18 protein-coding genes and 1 pseudogene are annotated in these 16,788 nt (G+C 56.8%); 11 read left to right on the forward strand and 8 right to left on the reverse strand.

Annotated elements, in window-relative coordinates; all coding sequences use genetic code 11:
- Positions 1–60: 60 nt before the first annotated feature.
- The 9 genes and pseudogenes from RQI55_RS11475 (at position 61) to RQI55_RS24225 (ending at position 6,994) form a co-directional block, all read left to right on the forward strand.
- Positions 61–1,551 (forward strand): sugar ABC transporter ATP-binding protein, encoded by a 1,491-nt coding sequence (locus tag RQI55_RS11475; RefSeq protein WP_042618891.1) that lies wholly within the window; start codon positions 61–63, stop codon positions 1,549–1,551.
- The gene (locus RQI55_RS11480) at positions 1,544–2,557 is read left to right on the forward strand and encodes an ABC transporter permease (protein WP_042618892.1); all 1,014 of its coding nucleotides are present in this window, start codon (positions 1,544–1,546) and stop codon (positions 2,555–2,557) included. The genes RQI55_RS11475 and RQI55_RS11480 overlap by 8 nt, the downstream gene beginning before the upstream one ends.
- Positions 2,557–3,552 (forward strand): ABC transporter permease, encoded by a 996-nt coding sequence (locus tag RQI55_RS11485; protein WP_042618893.1) that lies wholly within the window; start codon positions 2,557–2,559, stop codon positions 3,550–3,552. Before RQI55_RS11480 ends, RQI55_RS11485 begins: the two co-directional genes overlap by 1 nt.
- Before the next feature lies 1 nt (position 3,553).
- Entirely contained in the window at positions 3,554–4,402 is an 849-nt protein-coding gene (locus RQI55_RS11490) for a sugar phosphate isomerase/epimerase (RefSeq protein WP_311272579.1), read from the forward strand.
- Between the two features lie 54 nt (positions 4,403–4,456).
- Complete coding sequence (locus RQI55_RS11495) at positions 4,457–5,140, forward strand: nucleoside triphosphate hydrolase (RefSeq protein ID WP_042618895.1); 684 nt, start codon at positions 4,457–4,459, stop codon at positions 5,138–5,140.
- Between the two features lie 11 nt (positions 5,141–5,151).
- The gene (locus RQI55_RS11500) at positions 5,152–6,018 is read left to right on the forward strand and encodes a sugar phosphate isomerase/epimerase family protein (RefSeq protein ID WP_042618896.1); all 867 of its coding nucleotides are present in this window, start codon (positions 5,152–5,154) and stop codon (positions 6,016–6,018) included.
- 135 nt (positions 6,019–6,153) lie between these two features.
- Positions 6,154–6,393: a hypothetical protein gene (locus RQI55_RS11505; protein WP_042618897.1), complete on the forward strand. Its 240-nt coding sequence runs from the start codon at positions 6,154–6,156 to the stop codon at positions 6,391–6,393.
- Positions 6,394–6,473: 80 nt separating this feature from the next.
- Positions 6,474–6,593, forward strand: a pseudogene (locus RQI55_RS24220) (transposase); the annotation flags it as partial.
- A gap of 77 nt (positions 6,594–6,670) precedes the next feature.
- Positions 6,671–6,994 (forward strand): transposase, encoded by a 324-nt coding sequence (locus tag RQI55_RS24225; protein ID WP_409233723.1) that lies wholly within the window; start codon positions 6,671–6,673, stop codon positions 6,992–6,994.
- Positions 6,995–7,175: 181 nt separating this feature from the next.
- Here the strand turns inward: RQI55_RS24225 and RQI55_RS11515 are convergent, their stop codons facing one another.
- The 8 genes from RQI55_RS11515 to RQI55_RS11550 form a co-directional block, all read right to left on the reverse strand.
- Positions 7,176–7,934 carry a hypothetical protein gene (locus RQI55_RS11515; RefSeq protein WP_052496884.1) on the reverse strand — a complete coding sequence of 253 codons (759 nt, stop codon included), beginning with the start codon at positions 7,932–7,934 and terminating at the stop codon, positions 7,176–7,178.
- The gene (locus RQI55_RS11520; protein ID WP_052496885.1) at positions 7,934–8,965 is read right to left on the reverse strand and encodes a zinc-binding dehydrogenase; all 1,032 of its coding nucleotides are present in this window, start codon (positions 8,963–8,965) and stop codon (positions 7,934–7,936) included. The genes RQI55_RS11515 and RQI55_RS11520 overlap by 1 nt, the downstream gene beginning before the upstream one ends.
- A 29-nt stretch (positions 8,966–8,994) precedes the next feature.
- Entirely contained in the window at positions 8,995–9,834 is an 840-nt protein-coding gene (locus tag RQI55_RS11525) for an ABC transporter permease (RefSeq protein ID WP_042618900.1), read from the reverse strand.
- Positions 9,827–10,594, reverse strand: coding sequence for an ABC transporter ATP-binding protein (locus RQI55_RS11530; RefSeq protein ID WP_042618901.1), 768 nt, complete (start codon positions 10,592–10,594; stop codon positions 9,827–9,829). Before RQI55_RS11530 ends, RQI55_RS11525 begins: the two co-directional genes overlap by 8 nt.
- Before the next feature lie 49 nt (positions 10,595–10,643).
- A complete protein-coding gene (locus RQI55_RS11535) occupies positions 10,644–11,666 on the reverse strand; it encodes an ABC transporter substrate-binding protein (protein ID WP_042618902.1) in 1,023 nt (340 codons plus the stop codon).
- Between the two features lie 129 nt (positions 11,667–11,795).
- The gene (locus RQI55_RS11540) at positions 11,796–12,749 is read right to left on the reverse strand and encodes a LysR family transcriptional regulator (protein WP_042618903.1); all 954 of its coding nucleotides are present in this window, start codon (positions 12,747–12,749) and stop codon (positions 11,796–11,798) included.
- Positions 12,736–13,647: an alpha/beta fold hydrolase gene (locus RQI55_RS11545; RefSeq protein ID WP_042618904.1), complete on the reverse strand. Its 912-nt coding sequence runs from the start codon at positions 13,645–13,647 to the stop codon at positions 12,736–12,738. Before RQI55_RS11545 ends, RQI55_RS11540 begins: the two co-directional genes overlap by 14 nt.
- Positions 13,640–14,572, reverse strand: coding sequence for a LysR substrate-binding domain-containing protein (locus RQI55_RS11550; RefSeq protein WP_042618905.1), 933 nt, complete (start codon positions 14,570–14,572; stop codon positions 13,640–13,642). Before RQI55_RS11550 ends, RQI55_RS11545 begins: the two co-directional genes overlap by 8 nt.
- A 111-nt stretch (positions 14,573–14,683) precedes the next feature.
- Between RQI55_RS11550 and RQI55_RS11555 the strand changes: the two genes are divergently transcribed.
- Positions 14,684–15,502 (forward strand): shikimate dehydrogenase, encoded by an 819-nt coding sequence (locus RQI55_RS11555; RefSeq protein WP_311272580.1) that lies wholly within the window; start codon positions 14,684–14,686, stop codon positions 15,500–15,502.
- Positions 15,495–16,760, forward strand: coding sequence for an FAD-dependent oxidoreductase (locus tag RQI55_RS11560; RefSeq protein WP_042618907.1), 1,266 nt, complete (start codon positions 15,495–15,497; stop codon positions 16,758–16,760). Before RQI55_RS11555 ends, RQI55_RS11560 begins: the two co-directional genes overlap by 8 nt.
- Positions 16,761–16,788: the final 28 nt, after the last annotated feature.

A 16,788-nucleotide genomic window follows, 5' to 3' on the forward strand; every position in this document is an offset into this window, starting at 1 on the left:
TGAAATGCTAGTTTTATGGCGTCCGCAATCCAGGCGTGGCGACCGGAGAGATGTGCGATTATGAGCGAAAAACCGCTCCTGTCCCTCAAGAATATCAAAGTCACTTTCGGCGGCGTACGCGCACTGAAAGGCGTGTCCTTTGAGGTTAACCCCGGAGAGGTGCATTGCCTTGCTGGAGAAAACGGCTGTGGCAAAAGCACGCTGATCAAAGTGATCACGGGTGTATATACACCTGAAGCCGGTGCCGAACTTTCCTTTGCTGGCGAGCCGATTGCTGCGATGACGCCAGCTCTTGCCCAATCGCTTGGCATTCAGGTGATCTGGCAGGATCTGGCGCTGTTCGACGAAATGACGGTCGCCGAGAACATTGGCTTCCAGCATGCCGTGAAAGGCAAATATGGGCTAGTCGATAAGCGCGCCATCGAGAAGTCCGCCGAGGCCGCACTGGCGCGCCTTGGTGTCGAGATCGACATTCACAGGCCGCTGAAGGAATTGCCCATCGCGCAACGCCAGATCGTGGCCATTGCCCGCGCTCTGGTTGGGGATGCCCGCATCGTTTTCATGGACGAACCGACCGCTTCCTTGACGCAATCGGAAGCAGATTACCTGATAGATATCGTTCGCAATCTCTCGGCCTCTGGCATCGCCGTGGTGTTCGTGTCGCATCGACTGGCCGAAGTGCTGGAAATTTCACACCGCATTACCGTGCTGCGCGACGGCGCGCTGGTCGGTGTTTTTCCCGTTGAAGGCATGACCCAATCGCGCGTGACTGAACTGATGACTGGCCGCAATTTCGATAACGCCGTCATCGCGGGTGATCACGACGATCAGCCTGTCGTGCTGTCTGTCCGTGGGCTGACCCGCGAAGGTGAGTTTCAGGATGTCTCGTTTGATCTGCGTCGAGGCGAGACGCTTGGCATAACCGGCCTTCTGGGCGCAGGCCGCACTGAGCTTGCCCTGACGCTGTTCGGCATGCTCCAGCCGCAGTCGGGTGAGATACGCATCGAAGGGGAAAAAACGCATTTCAGGTCGAACCGGGACGCGATCCGTGCAGGGGTTGCCTATCTGTCCGAAGACCGCCTGTCGCTCGGTTTGAACCAGCCGCAATCCATTGCCGATAATCTGGTCATGGCGTCGCTCGACCGGTTGCTGAACAACGGGCTTATCTCGCCGTCAAAAAAGGAAAGCGTCGTCTCGAACTGGATTTCTGCGCTCGGCGTCAAGATCGGCCTGCCGGAAGATCCCATTAGAACGCTATCAGGCGGAAACCAGCAGCGCATTGCCATTGCCAAATGGCTCGCGATTGGACCGAAGATCCTCATCCTCGATGCGCCGACAGTGGGGGTCGATGTCGGCGCCCGCGCCGGTATTTTCGAGATCGTTCGAAAACTTGCAGCAGATGGCCTTTCCATCATCGTAATTTCCGATGAGCCGCCGGAAGTCTATTTCAACACCGACCGGGTCATCCACATGGTGGAGGGCCGGTTCCACGCGACATACGATCCGCGTGAGGTGTCGCTGACCAACTTGGAGTCTGCCATCTATGCGTAGGCTAATTCTTGGAAATACCACCGAATTCACACTTCTCATGGTGATGATCCTTCTATGCGCCGGGCTTTCGCTCGGCACTGACCGGTTCTTGACGGTAGCGAACGCGTTCGACGTGCTGAACGTCTCGGCAGTCAACATCATCTTTGCTGTCGGGCTACTGGTCGTGCTCATATCCGGTGGTATCGACATCTCCTTTGCGGTTGCGGCTTCCGTTGTGCAGTATGTCACGGTTCTGGCGCTCACTGCTTTGGGCGGCGGTAACTGGGCAGAGGGCTTCATCATTGCCGGTGCCGTTGGCATCGGGCTGGGGCTGATCAACGCTCTCCTGGTGTGGCGTTTCCGCATTATCTCGATCGTCGCCACCATCTCGACATTCAACATCTTCTTCGGCCTGTTGATGTTTTTCACCAAGGGGGTGTCGATCTACAATCTCCCGGACTGGCTTTCCAATCGTGTCGTCTTCTATGAGCGCGAGATGCCGGACGGCTCCTGGGTGGAGCTAACCTTGCCCGTCGTGGTGATGATCCTCTGCTGCTTGGCCACATGGTTCATGATCTCGCGCACCACCATCGGGCGACAACTTTACGCTTTTGGCGATAATCCGGAGGGTGCGCGCCGCTTCGGTATCAATATCGGTGCCATGCACTACATTTCCTTTGGCTGGCTGGGGTTGATGGCCGGAATTGCGGGCCTGATGCAGGCGCATTACGCTCAGGAAGTGGTGCCCAACGCTCTGTATGGACGTGAACTTGATGTCCTTGCGGCAACCGTGCTTGGCGGCGCGCGGCTGGGCGGTGGCAAGGGCTCTGTCCTGGGCTGCGTTCTCGGCGTGCTGATGGTCTCGATCACGCAAAACGGTCTCAACCTGATGGGTGTTTCGCCCTTCGCCTTCAAGATGATTGTCGGCGCGATCATTCTGGTTGCAATTACGCTTTCTTCCACACGGTTGGACAAGCTTTTACCAGCCAGCTTGAAGGGTTCTTCCAGAAAAGGGAGCAAGCGTTGATGAAGTCTTTCGTTCAAAAATTCAACGCCATTTTCGGGGCCGATATGGCAGGCCCTTGCATCGCTTTCGTTGCGGTCATGCTTATTTTCGGTTTGCTGGCGGATAACTTTTTATCGCTTGGCACGTTTGGTTCGGTTGCCTTCCAACTTCCCGAGCTTGGCCTTTTAACGCTGGCCATGCTGTTGCCGCTGTTGACCGGCGGTATCAACCTGTCCGTCACCTTTGCCGCCAATCTCTCCGGGCTTGCTGCCGCATGGGTGTTGCAAGCCTATGGCGGCGTCGATGCTCCGCCAGCAACGTTTTTTCTGGCCTGCGTGGCGGCGCTCGCCACTGGCGGTGCAGCGGGTGCGTTGACCGGTGCGGCGATTGCCTACACGCGCGCCCATCCCATTCTGATCACGCTGTCGATGATGATTTTTCTGCGTGGTCTTGGCGAATTTCTCACGCGTGGCGGCGATGTCTCCGGCTTTCCGGGCTATGTCGCACCCATTGGCCATGGCTCCGTTTTCGGCCTGCCGATACCGCTTCTGATTTTCATCGTCTGCGTCGCTCTATGGCATGTGCTGTTGACGCGCACCAAGCTTGGTTTCGGCCTGTTGATGATCGGTTCCAACATGGAATCGGCGAGATATTCCGGCCTCAACACCCGCAAGATCGTTGTGCTCGTCTACACGTTGTCTGGGCTCATGTGCGCGGTTGCAAGCATTATCATGCTGGCGCGCTTCAACTCCGTGCGTGTCGGTCACGGCGAATCTTATCTGTTGATCACGGTGCTGGCAGCGTTTCTGGGCGGCATCAACCCGTTCGGTGGTTTTGGTCGGGTCCTGCCCGTGTTCGTCGCGCTGATCGTGTTGCAGCTTCTGTCTTCCGGGCTGAACCTGATGGGCGCCAACCAGCATCTTGCGACAGCGCTCTGGGGTGTGCTGATGATTGTCGTCATGGCGGCACGCACACTGTTTTCCACCTATTTCGCATCGCGCAGAAAGAAGGCATGACGTGCAAGGTTTTGGTGTTCACGCAATGATGTGGTCCACAGTTTGGGACCACGCTGGTGCAGAGCGGGCAATTGCTTGCGCTGCACGCTACAAGCAGGACTTCATCGAGATACCGCTGATCGACATTGCCTCGGTTGATACGAAACACAGTCGTGCATTGCTGGAAAAGCATGATCTGCGCGCCACCTGCTCTCTGGTGCTGCCGGAACCGGCATGGGCATCGGTTCGTCCCGATGCTGCGGTAGAGCATCTCAGATCTGCGCTCGACAAGGCGTCCGAGATGGGTGCCGAGGCGCTGACAGGAGTAACCTTCGGTGGCACGAACGAACGCACCGGCGTGCGGCCGACCCAAGGTGAATATGACAACCTTACCCGCGCGCTGGCTGCTGCTGCGAAACATGCCAAAACGCTGGGCCTGCAATTCGGCATCGAAGCGGTGAACCGCTATGAAAGCCACCTGATCAATTCCGCAGAGCAGGCCGTCGCTCTGGTGGAGCGCATTGGAATGGACAACGTCTTCATTCATCTCGACACGTTTCACATGAACATGGAAGAGAAGGGTATTGGCAACGGCATCATCGCCGCCCGTGATCACCTGAAATACATGCATATGTCGGAGAGCGACCGGGGCACGCCAGGCTTTGGCAATGTGGCCTGGAATGAAGTCTTTGCAGCCCTGTCAGTTATCGGCTTCAAAGGGCTCCTGGTGCTTGAAAGCTTTGCGGGCATGCCGGTCGAGATGGCAGGCGCAATCTCGACATGGCGCCCTGTCGCCCGCAGCGCCGAAGAGGTGCTGGAAAAGGGACTGCCGTTCCTGCGCGACAAGGCAGACCAGTATCGGCTGTTCTGAACCCCTTTCACTTGTCCAGACGTCCACGTCTTCATTCATTCAACGAGATGCACCTTGAGTACAATTGACGACAATGCGCACCAGATTGCCGCAAGAACCCTCCAGCGTTTCAAGCAGGAAAAAGGGCCACGCCTGATGATCGCGATTGCCGGTGCGCCCGGTTCCGGCAAATCGACCATTGCCGAGCGTGTGGTGGAAGTACTGAACGAAGAAGCCGGTGTGTGTGCGGCTCTATTCCCAATGGACGGCTACCACTACGATGATGCCGTCCTCAACGAGATGAGGCGCCGGGAGTTCAAAGGCGCCATCGATACGTTCGACGTGCATGGTCTGCGACACATGCTGGAGCGGCTGAAACGTAACGAGGACGATGTCGTTGCCGTGCCAGTGTTTGATCGCGCCATCGAAATTGCCCGGGCAGGCGGGCGTCTGATTCCGCAATCCGTCAACATCATCGTATGCGAAGGAAATTATCTCCTCGCAAGCCAGTCGCCCTGGAATCTTCTTAAGCCGATCTTCGATGTCACCGTATTCGTCGATGTCGATGAAGATGACTTGCGCCAACGCCTTCGTGCGCGATGGCAGAATTTCAATATGGATGACGCCGAAATTACCCGCAAGGTCGAGGAAAACGATCTTCCAAACGGGCTTCTGGTCGCGTCAACGAGCCTGGAGCCCGATCTTCGGGTGAAAAATCCGGGCAAATCCCCAACCTTCACCAAGACACACGTCGATTGAGAGAGGCACAGATGAAACACGGAATCTATTACTCCTACTGGGAACATGAGTGGAGCGCCAAATTCGGCCCTTACATCGAGAAGGTTGCAAAGCTTGGGTTCGATGTCATCGAAGTCGCTGCTCATCACATCAACGACTATAGCGACGCTGAACTCGCCGCAATCAAGCAGAGCGCAAAGGACAATGGCATCATCCTGACGGCCGGAATTGGTCCGTCCAAGTCAAAGAACCTGTCATCGCCTGATGTCGCCGTGCGCCAGGCAGGCAAGGCATTCTTCGAAAAGACGCTGACGAACGTCGCTAAACTCGACATCAAGACCATCGGCGGTGCGCTTCATTCCTACTGGCCGGTGGACTATTCGCAGCCTGTGGACAAGGAAGGGGATCGCGCGCGCGGCGTGGAGGGTATTCACGGCATCGCAGATTTCGCCAATGATCTCGGCATCAATCTCTGCATCGAAGTTCTCAACCGCTTCGAGAACCACGTGCTCAACACAGCAGCCGAAGGCGTCGCATTCGTGACCGAGGTTGGCAAGCCGAATGTGAAAGTGATGCTCGACACGTTCCACATGAATATCGAGGAAGACAGCTTCGGCGACGCGATCCGCACCGCCGGCCCGTTACTCGGCCACTTCCACACAGGCGAAAGCAATCGCCGGGTACCCGGAAAAGGCAGGATGCCGTGGCACGAGATCGGCGCAGCCCTGCGCGAAATCAACTACAACGGTGTCGTCGTCATGGAGCCCTTTGTGAAAACCGGCGGAACGATCGGCTCTGATATCAGGGTCTGGAGAGATCTGACCGAAGGCGCGGACGTGGCGAAAATGGATGAGGATGCGCGAGATTCTCTCGCATTCTCCCGCTTTGTTCTGGGTTGATAACCCCACGGCACTGTCGTGCTCGCAGCCGGATAGGGTTGCGAGCACGCGCTGGGGGAAAACTGTGTTGACCTGCTTTTGGCATGTTTTGCAGCGAAACAATGTGTGGTATCGGTCCCGTCCAAAGATTGAAGGATGAATACCGTGAGCGAACATACCGTGGCCGAGTTGACTGGCAAGATTTACGAATCGCTCAATGCAGATAATGCAGGGCTCGATGAGCATATTGCGGCCCTAAAACTCGCATTGGCGGCTGAAGGCGTCAAAGAGGCCGTGTTCGATCCATCCAGATTGCCGCATGGAAACCGGTCAGGGCGTAAGCTGATGCAGGCCTATTTTCGTCAGCGCGGTGTCAGCGTCAAATTTTCGGCCTGAAGCAGGCTAGGCCGTGTCCCCACAAACCGGGTTCATCTTGGTGATGTTGTGTGATTCGATCTCTTTGGAAGGAGATTGGTATGCGCAGTCATGAATTAAGCGACGAAGAATGGGCGGTCATTGAGCCGCTTTTGCCGCACAAGAGCCGTGGAATTGAACGCGTTGACGATCGTCAAGTGATCAACGGCATTTTTGCCGTTTCAGGACGGTTTCGTCTTCGCGAGATGTGCCGGAACGCTATCTGGAACTTACCGCCGGTCAGGCCGCCGATGCACCCATGGCCGAAAAGCTGCTGAGTGACGTGAAGCCTAGAGCAACCCTGCTGGCCGATAAGGCTTACGACACCGACGCTATCCGGAACTTCGTCAAGCAAAGAAAATGTTGGGCGCATATCCCTGCTAAGGCCAATCGAAAGCAAACCATCAGCTTCAGCCGATGGGTAGACCGACAGCGCAATCTCGTGGAGCGTTTCTTCAACCGCATCAGACAGATGCGCGGCCTAGCCACACGATTTGACAGACGCGCAGACAACTACCTGGCAGCACTCAAGCTTGCAGCTGTAAGAATATGGATCGCCTCACTTAATGAGTCCGTGTCATAGCTGGATATCGTTACATCCAGTGCCAACTGCTGTCTCAAGCCGGCGTTAAGTGCTTTGCGGACAGCCATAGAGAGCTTCAAGCTCTTCTTCTTGGTGAACCACCTCTGGAGTGATCCAAGAGGGGAATGTCTGAGCTGCAGTAGCTGATTTGAGCAGGGGCAGTTTCTGTTGCTCACAGACCTCAAGGCGAGACGTGCGAATCGATCGATCCTTGGTCCGTGCATTCTGACAGATGTGCCGTAGCTCTGGTCGTGGCGATTTCTGATCTGTCTGTTGGAAACTCGTCGCCGCGGTAGCTGATTAACAGCGTGAAAAGGTCGTTGCGCAGAACTTTTCGAGGTTGGAGCGTGGCGTTGATCTGCTCGGTCAATGTCTCCTGCAAGGCAGCAAGCGATTGAACGGATTCGCCTTCGGCGATGATCACAACGTTCATGGTGTCCGGGTCAGTCCCCTCATCCTGCGAAAAAACCTCGTAAATCTGGTTCGGTTCGGCAAGAGCTACTCTGAAGCCGGCGAGGTGGGACTGCGTGATCAAGTGTCGCAACATCGTCTCGAGTGCGAGCACCCATGTTTGCGCTTCGCGACGATCTACGGAGTAAGCCTGCACGTTAGCGGCTCCACCAATTCCATGTCCGCCAGTTGCCGCTATCTTGCCTGGAATTCTAAGGACCTTTGAGAAATGTCGGCGCATCTTGAGCGACCAGGGGGTCGGGTTGCGGACGAGGTCGATATAGGCGGGTTGTTCGATCACGCTCAGATCCTCAAGATCGTAGAGCGTGAAATAGGTTTCGATTTCACTGGCCGATACGTAGCGGCGCGCGGCCTGCATGCCCGGTACTGTCAAACGTTCCGGCACATGCTCGAACGTGTGCCATGAGGTGTATTCTTCGGCGAATTCTGCCGGATAGTCGTTCCAGATCGCGAGAATCGCTCCGGCCATCAAGCCTCTCCCATGCGTAAAATAACTTTAGAGGCGGTATGGTCTTGCGCAGCCTGAAAGCCATCGAGAGCGTCAGTTAAAGGCAGGGTGTGCGAAATCAGATTCCGCATTAAATCCTGATGGCCATCGAGGAAGCTGATGACACTATCCCAACTTGCGATCGGCGCTCTGTAAGAACCGCGTATTTGTTGGTGCATGCGCACGAGTGAGGTGAGATTGATTTCGGCGGGTTCAGGATGGATGCCGACGATGGTGAAAATTCCACGCTTCTTCAGGAATGGCATCGTAGCGGCAACGAGCGTTGGCACGCCCGCCGCTTCGATAATTGCATCGAACGGCGCAAATTCCGAAAGTGCGGTTTCCATTTCAACATCGCTCGTATCGATCAGATGTTCGAAACCAGCGGCTCGCAGCCGGTCGAGGCGAGGCCTATCATCGCGGCCCATAACCACAACATTCGCCCCACGAGAACGAGCAAGGATTGCGATGCCCTGGCCGATAAAGCCTGGCCCGATGACGAGAATGGTCTGGTCTGCCGCAACCTCGGCGGTCTCGACAGCTTCTGCGCAAACCGTCATCGGTTCCGTCAGTGCCGCGACATCCATATCGAGACTGTTCGGTAGCAGGTGGCAATTGCTATAGGGAACGCAAACGTAAGATGTGAAGGCACCGTTTCTGCCAATGCCAATGCCTTTGCGCGCCGTGCAATTGTCCTCATCGCCTTTCAGGCACGGGTCACACTGGCCGCAGGTGGTGGAGGGTCTTGCGGTGACGCGGGTTCCGATGGCCTCAACTGGAACATTCAGGCCGACACGTTCGATTGTGCCGGAAAACTCGTGACCGAGGGTGATGGGCATAGCATTTTCCATCGACTCGTAGCCCGGCGTCCACTGTGCGATATGCAGGTCAGTGCCGCAAATGCCAGCGGAATGCACACGGATCAGCACCTCGCCTGTGGCTACGTTGTCGGGCTGTTCAATCCTGTTGAACCGCACGCCGGTACCGGGCCGGACCTTTTGCAATGCCAGCATTTTGAAATCTCCGTTCGTAAATTCTGGTGTCAGCCGCGCCAGCTCAGGAAGTGCTTCTCGACCTGTCCGATAGCGAAATTCACAATCAGGCCCATGACCGAGAGGATCGTGACGCCGGCGAAAAGCTTTTCAAGATCATAGAGCGAGCCGGCCTCAAGGATGTAGGAACCGACACCATATTGCGCACCCAGCATTTCGGCTGCGACGAGCAGGATGATGGCAATCGAGATGGACACACGCAGCCCGGAAAGGATGGCCGGAAAAGCTCCGGGCAGAACAATCTTGCGGATGATCGACCACCAGCTCAGCCCGAAACTCTGTCCCATGCGGATTAGCGTGCGATCGACATTGTCGACTGCGCCGTAGGTTGCCACCACCGTTGGCGTGAATGTGCCAAAGGCAATGAGAGCGTATTTCGATGTTTCATCGATGCCGAACCATATGACGAAGAGTGGCAGAAGCGCGATCTTTGGAATCGGAAACAGCGCGGCAACCAGCGGCACCAAACCAGCGCGAACATAGCTGAACAGGCCAATCATGACGCCGACGGAGATGCCGACCGCAATGCCCATGAACGCACCGACGAACAACCGCTGTAGTGACGGCAGCAGGTGTTTCCACAAAAGACCGGTCTGCCAGAGTTGCACGAAGGTATCGAGTACGGCGGAGGGCCGTGGCAAAGTCAGGTTGGAAATGAAGCCACTGCGGGTTCCAATTTCGGCAAGCGCGATCAAGACGATGAAGACGGCGATGCCCATGCCACGGACCGGGATAGGTGCAAAGCCGCCGCCTCGAAATGCTACGGGGCGCACGGGCACGGACTTGCTGACCGGTTTAGGAGCATTGGCACTCAGAATGACATCAGACATTGACCAACTCCTTGTCGGCAGCCATGGCCTCATCGCGCATCAGGTCCCAGAGCTGTTTCTGTTTTTCTTCCAGCACGGGATCGCCGAGATGGCGGTCGGATAAGGGAATGTCGATATCGACGATTTCCCTGATCTGGCCGGGGCGGCGGGATAGCACCACAACACGGTGGCCGAGCCGCACGGCTTCGTTGAGGTTATGGGTAACATAGACGGAGGTAAATGGCTGCCGTGTCCACAGCGAGACCAGATCATCCATCAATAGCTCGCGCGTCTGGCTATCAAGCGCCGAGAGGGGCTCGTCCATCAGCATGACGGCTGGCCGAACGGCCAGCGCGCGACTGATTGCGACGCGCTGGCGCATGCCACCGGAAAGCTGCTTCGGCAAAGCCTTTCGGAAATCCGACAGGCGGGTTCGGTCTAGAACGTCTGTGACGATCTCATCCATCTCGCGCCCACTGATGCCATGATCTTCAAGCACAAGGCGTATGTTGCCTTCGACTGTACGCCACGGCAGCAGGGCAAAATGCTGAAAGACATAAGTGAGAGGATTGAGGGATCCGGGCGGAGGATTTCCGACCTGCAACACCTCGCCTGCACTTGGGCGCTCCAGGCCACCGAGAAACCGAAGCAAGGTTGATTTGCCACAGCCGGATGGTCCGATCAGGCAGATGATCTGCCCTTGTGGAATATCGAGCGATATGTCTTTCAGAACCTCTACGGCTCCATAGGAGTGGCTGATGTTGTTCAGCTTCAGGTCCATAGGTCCTCCATGCGAACGCCTTGAGGCTTGCGCGAAAATAGCAGTCTGATCAGATCGTCTTGACGTAGGACGTGTCGAAGAGCTGTTCGTGGGTAATCGCGTCCTTGACCATGCCTTCCGCCTTGAACCAATCAAGCTGTTCAACGCAACTGCCGAGCGACAGCGCCAGATCCGCATTGATGCGCATGGCGCCATCGACGAGATTCTGCTTGGCGGTTTCGAACGGGCTGTCGCTTTCGACGTATTTATGGACGATTTTAGCCAGAGCATCCCGCTCGGCGTCGTCAGCCTTGTTGTCTACGAACGCAGCATTGTAATCCGCAATCGCCCGCGAATAGGCTTTGACGAAGGCTGTCGTCATCTCGCGTTCACTGGCCGCATTCTTTGTGGAGGTAAAGGCTGTCGTGACCTGATAATCCGGTGCGTAGTCGGAGACCAGACCGATCTGTTTGGCAGCGCCTTCGCGGATCATTTTCTTGGCAACGTTCGGCTGGATTGCCCAGGCGTCGATCTGGCCTGTGGTCAATGCGCCAACGATGACGCCCAGCTTCTGCAGCGGACGCAACTGCATGTCAGACAGCTTGATGTTGTTGGCGACCGCAATCTTGTGGGCCATGAAGTGGAAGGAGGAGCCTGCCGTGGTGATGCCGAAGCTTTTGCCGGAAAGCTTGGAAGGGTCCGTGAGGCCAGCCTCATAGGCCTTGTTGGATGCCAGGATGATCGCGCCGGTAACGCCCTTCTCCTCGGTCAGCGCGCCTCCGATAACTTTGATCGCGTCTTTCTGGGCGAGGCTGATGAGGCCACCGCTCATCGAGGTCACGCCGAAATCGGCATCGCCGGAAGCGATGGCTACGGCCATCGGCTGGGCGGCCTCGAAGAATTTCAGATCGATATCCAGTCCGGCTTCCTTGTAGTAGCCGCGCTCGTAAGCGATGAAGCTTGGCGCATGGCTGGCAAGGTGAAGCACGGCGAGGTTTCGGGTCGCAGCGCGTGCAGGCAAGCCGAAGGTTGCAGCAGTGCCGAGTGCGCCCATGCCGATAAGTGCCTGACGGCGGCTCAAAAATACGTTCATTCCAATTCTCCTCCCAAAGATGACGTCTCTAAAGCGTCCTAGGCTTTCATTGCCACCGACTGAATAGGAAGACAACGAACAAAGATTATGTCTCCCATGCCTTTGAGGCATGTCGATGGCCTCGTTTCGTCAGACGAAAGGCGGCAGGTCGGCTAATCGCCGCGACAGAATCTCAATCAGTTTGCGCAAATTGGCCGAATGCGAGCGGCGACGGTTCCACAGAACCGATATCGAAAATTGCGGTGCATTCTCTATGGGCCTGACAACGAGATTGCTGCCGACTGGCCCAAGCGTCGTGACGTAGTCGACAAGCACGATGCCCATCGCCTCGTTCGCCAGCGCCAATGCGGTATCGGAAAATCGCGCGACTGCGCGTGTGTTGACCTTCAGTTTTTCCCGGCTGAGAAAGAGATCAACGACGGTTTGGTGCGCGCCACCTGCGGCAAAAGCAATGAAATCCATATCCGCCAGATCAGCAGCACGAATGATGGGTTTGTCAGCAAGGCTATGGCTCTTGTGAATAACGGCCACCAGATCGACCCGCCCCACATGCTCCACGGCAATCAACGGATGGTCGGGCGAAGCAATCGTCACCACCGCTTCGCCGCGTCCGGTAATCAGATATTCCTCGATTTGATCGACAGGCAAGACGTCGAAGAACAGCTCTATTCCCGGAACCTCGACGGATAATGTTCGCAAAGCCTGAGGTACGAGGGCACGCGCAACGCTTGCCGTCGAACCGACGCGAAAAACCGCTGTTTCGCCGCGGGCTATGCGGCCGATCTGCGTGCCGACACCGGTCATTTGCCGGATCAAAGGATCGATCTCGGCATATATCTCAAGTGCTTCGGACGTTGGTACCAAGCCATTTCGGTCGCGCGTGAAGAGTGCGATGGCCAAGAGGTCCTCGATGCGACGGATCGTGCGGCTAAGGGCAGGCTGAGAAACGTTGAGAACCTTGGATGCACCGGTGATTGAGCGTGCCTGCATGACCGCATGAAACACTTCCATTTGCCGCAGGCTCAGCAACCCATCGCCAGAACCCTGCGCAACCGGTTCTTTGTCATCTTCAGCATGGGGCATTGGTGGTCTTCTCAAGGAATGGCAGGAGTTGGTCTAGCACTTCGGCAGCAGCGGTTTCGGGCAGCAGATGGCCGCCGCCAATGCCTTTTCCTTCGATCCTGTTTGCCCAATCAGCCCATATGTCGAGCGGCTTGCGGCCTCCGCCATAGAGCCTGTCTTTTTCCCACAGCACCAAAACCGGCACCTGGATTTTACGGCCTGAGGTGCGGTCGGTCAGATCGTCTGCTTCGTCAACTGTGGCGCCAGCCCGATAGTCCTCACACATGGCATGGCGAACATCGGGGTTGTCGAATGCGAGCCTGTAGTCTTCCAGCGCCAGGGGATGGATGAGTTGGATATTCTCGGCCATCTTACCAAGCGTCACGTTGATGAGAAAACGCGGATCTGCCGCCATCAGCGTTTCAGGCAGCGGTGCGGGTTGGGCCATCATGAACCAGTGCCAGGCACCCATGCCGAAAGCCTTGCTGGCACCTTCCCACATTTCCGGCGTCGGAACGACGGTGACAGACACGAGAGCCGTGACGGATTGGGTAAAGTCGAGCGCCATCCGATAGGCAACCCGGCCACCGCGATCATGACCGATGACGACGAAGCGCTGATGTCCCAGTGCGAGCATCATCTCGTGCAGGTTTTTTGCCATCTGGCGTTTGGAACCCATGCCATGTGAGTTGGCACGCATGCGGCTGTCGCCATAGCCCGGCAAGTCCGGAACGACCACGGTATGGGTGTCAGCAAGTACTGGCGCTATCCGATGCCATGCCGTGCGGGTCTCGGGATAGCCGTGGAGTAGGAGGATTGCGGGACCACTTCCTTTCGTCAGAACGGCAAAGTCAACGTCTGACGTCTCGATACGCGTCTCTCTAAAGCCCGGAAACAGGTCGTTTGCGCGTCTATGCATCGGTTTTCAGTCCAGCTTGTGAGTTGATCGCAACTGCGGCGATATCCCGCAACGCGTTGATCAGGCTGTCGACGCCACTTTGTCGCGGGCGAAGACGGCAGATATGAACATAGGCGGAAACGGTGACGCTATTTTCGACAGGTATTGCCACGAGCCCATTTGTTTCGCAATCGATCGCAGAGAATGCGTCAAGAATGGTGATGCCGATCCGCTCGGTCACAAAAGACAGCGCAGCCTCGACGAAATGGACATAGACCGCCGTTGTCCGTGACACGCCCCAGCGTTGGTAGGTCTCATCGATCAGAGCGCCATGCGTGGTGGTGGGGCCGAAGGAGATGAGCTGTTCCTTTGCCAGTTCCGGCGGCGTCAATGATCTGCGGCCAGCGAGAGGATGGTCAACTGGTACCACGCAGACAAGGCCGGCACTGGCGATCCGCGCCGTCTCGATGACGGGATCGTTGACCTCCGCTATCGTCGCGACACAGGCACCCTGACCGAAGAGCAGGTAATCGCGGACGTCCCGCTGGGATAGAGAGTCGCTGTAATAGGTGGCAGCCGCTCCCTCCTGTTGCAGACGTCTCAGCGCTTTGGGGATCAGCCGCATACCAAGGCTTGGCGTCGAACCGAAGCGAAAAATCGAGCTGTCACCTCGGGCGATCGAGTAGATCACATCCGACAGCATCATTGATTGCTGGTGAACACGTTCGACTTCGGCAAGAATGAGATCCGCCTCGCGCGTCGGCACAAGCCTGCCGGAAATACGGGCAAACAATGCGATGCCAAGCTGATCTTCCAGCCGCTTGATGGCGGTTGACAGGCTGGGCTGGGACACGCCGAGATGGCGGGCCGCTGCCGTGAGCGAATTGGTGGCCATGATCGTCCGAAAAATCTCGATCTGCCGCTCTTTGAGCTTGGGATTGTCCATCCGTGCGATCGCCTCCATCCTATAAATTCGGGTTATGTCATCGGCCGAAATTTATATTGGCGTCAATAGTCTTTGCTTCCTATCCTTTTTGCGAAACGGGGAGAGATAGTTATGATTGGTAGCGAAACACGCCTGGTGGCAATTATCGGATCACCTATCGCCCAAGTGAAGTCACCGGATAATTTCAACCGCTACTTTGCCGATGCGCGAGCGCAGAGGGCAATGATCGCCATTGATCTCGTTCCCGACAGTGTGGCCGATTTTGTCTCAACTGTGCGTGGCTGGCAGAATCTTGATGGTTTCGTTGTTACCATTCCCCACAAGCGGGCAGTGGCAGGCCTTGTCGATGACCTCAGCCCAACAGCGCAATTTCTGGACGCCGCAAATGTGGTGAGACGACATGCCGACGGCCAGCTTTACGGCGACATGACCGATGGGCTGGGGTTTCTGAAGGCCTCTGAAGCGCATGGTTTTGAACCAGCAGGCAAAGCCATATTACTGGTCGGGGCAGGGGCTGCGGGTAGCGCCATTGGTTATGCGCTGGCTGCCGCTGGCGCTTCGCATCTGGTTATTTCCGATCGCCACGAAGACTGCGCCGCCAATCTTTCCACTCGGCTGGCCACAGCTTTCCCATCCGTCATGATATCTGGCGGGACGATACCCCAGCGTGCTTTTGATCTCGTCATCAACGCTTCGTCTTCCGGCATGCAGGCGGACGATCCTCTGCCGGTGCCGGATAGCATCCTATCATTGATGCCATCGCACGGGCTGGTGGCAGATGTCGTGACAAGTCCAAAAATCACACCTCTGCTGATGTTGGCGAGGCAGCGAGGCCTCAATATCCAGACCGGAGAAGAAATGGCCAAGGCACAGCTCTTTGCGCTCGCAAAGGCGATGGGCGTCATCGAAGGAGAGCCATCGGATGTGTAACACGCGTGGTGGTCGATACGATGTCGTGGTCGTCGGAGGTGGTGCGGCTGGCATGAGTGCGGCGGTGGCCGCTGCCCGGCTGGGTGCGAAAGTCGCGCTGATAGAACGCTACGGTTTCCTAGGTGGCGCGGCTGCTCACTCGCTTGTGCTTGCCTATTGCGGGTTCTTTGTCAAAGGCTCCAATCCTGTTTTTGCGGTAGGCGGTATCGGCAGCGAGTTGCTGGATAGTCTTAAAAAAATTGGCCAGAATGTTGCGCCCATCAAATCGAGCAGCGGCAACTGGATCGTCATGCTGGATCCAGAGGCGGTCAAATTTGCCTTCGACCTGATGACCGATGTTTCTGGTCTGGATGTCCTGCTGCACAGTCGCGTCACCGCTCTGGCTCGACAATCGAACGGCATTGCCGCCATTACGGTAACCGATCATGCGGGTAGCTATGACATTAACGCGGAAGCATTTGTCGACGCCAGCGGCGAGGCGACGATAGCGTCCTTGGCAGGGCTGGAGATGACGACCGATAGCCTTTCCGGCGACCACGTCCAGCCGGCCTCGATGCCGGTTCGCATTGGTGGGGTTGCGGCCGGCGTGCCGTTTGACCGTGTACGAATGGCGCAACTGATTGCGCAGCACAATGCCAGCTCCGTTAGCCCAATCCACCGTTTGGACGGCGGTGTGATGCTGCGGCTGCCAATCTCGAACGATTATTGGTGGATGACGATCGATCTTGAGACCGACGGTCTAAGCGGTGCCAGTCTAGGCGCGGCTGAGCGCCAGGCGCGTCTGGAAGCCTGGAGGAACCTGCAATTGCTGCGACAGATGCCGGGCTTCGAAAATGCATTCATAGCAGCTACGGGACCGCAAATTGGTATTCGTGAAACACGTCGCCCACGTTCGCGCCAGGATATGACCGGTCGAGCGCTTGAAACAGGTGAGCGGCGCGAAGATGGCATTGGTCGTGCCGCTTGGCCGATTGAGGTTCACGAAGCGCCTGGACGGGCGCGCTTCATCGATCTCGGTGGCGAGGGCTTTGCCGATATACCAATGGGCGCAATCGAGGTGTCTGGCGCGGATAATCTCTTTCTTGCAGGCAGAGTTGTCGGCGCAGATACCGCCGCTTATGGCTCTCTAAGAGTCATGGGTACAGCATTCGTCACCGGTCAGGCAGCTGGTATTGCCGCCGCTTTGAGAGCTTCATCAGCTTCGGTTTCAGCTTGCAATGTCAGGAAGAACCTTTCTTCTCAAAACGCGATCATTTGATAGCGCGTTGAACCGGCGTCAGGGGCAT

The sequence above is a fragment of the Rhizobium sp. WCS2018Hpa-16 genome (assembly GCF_031843705.1).
Taxonomy (GTDB): Bacteria; Pseudomonadota; Alphaproteobacteria; order Rhizobiales; family Rhizobiaceae; genus Agrobacterium; species Agrobacterium tumefaciens_C.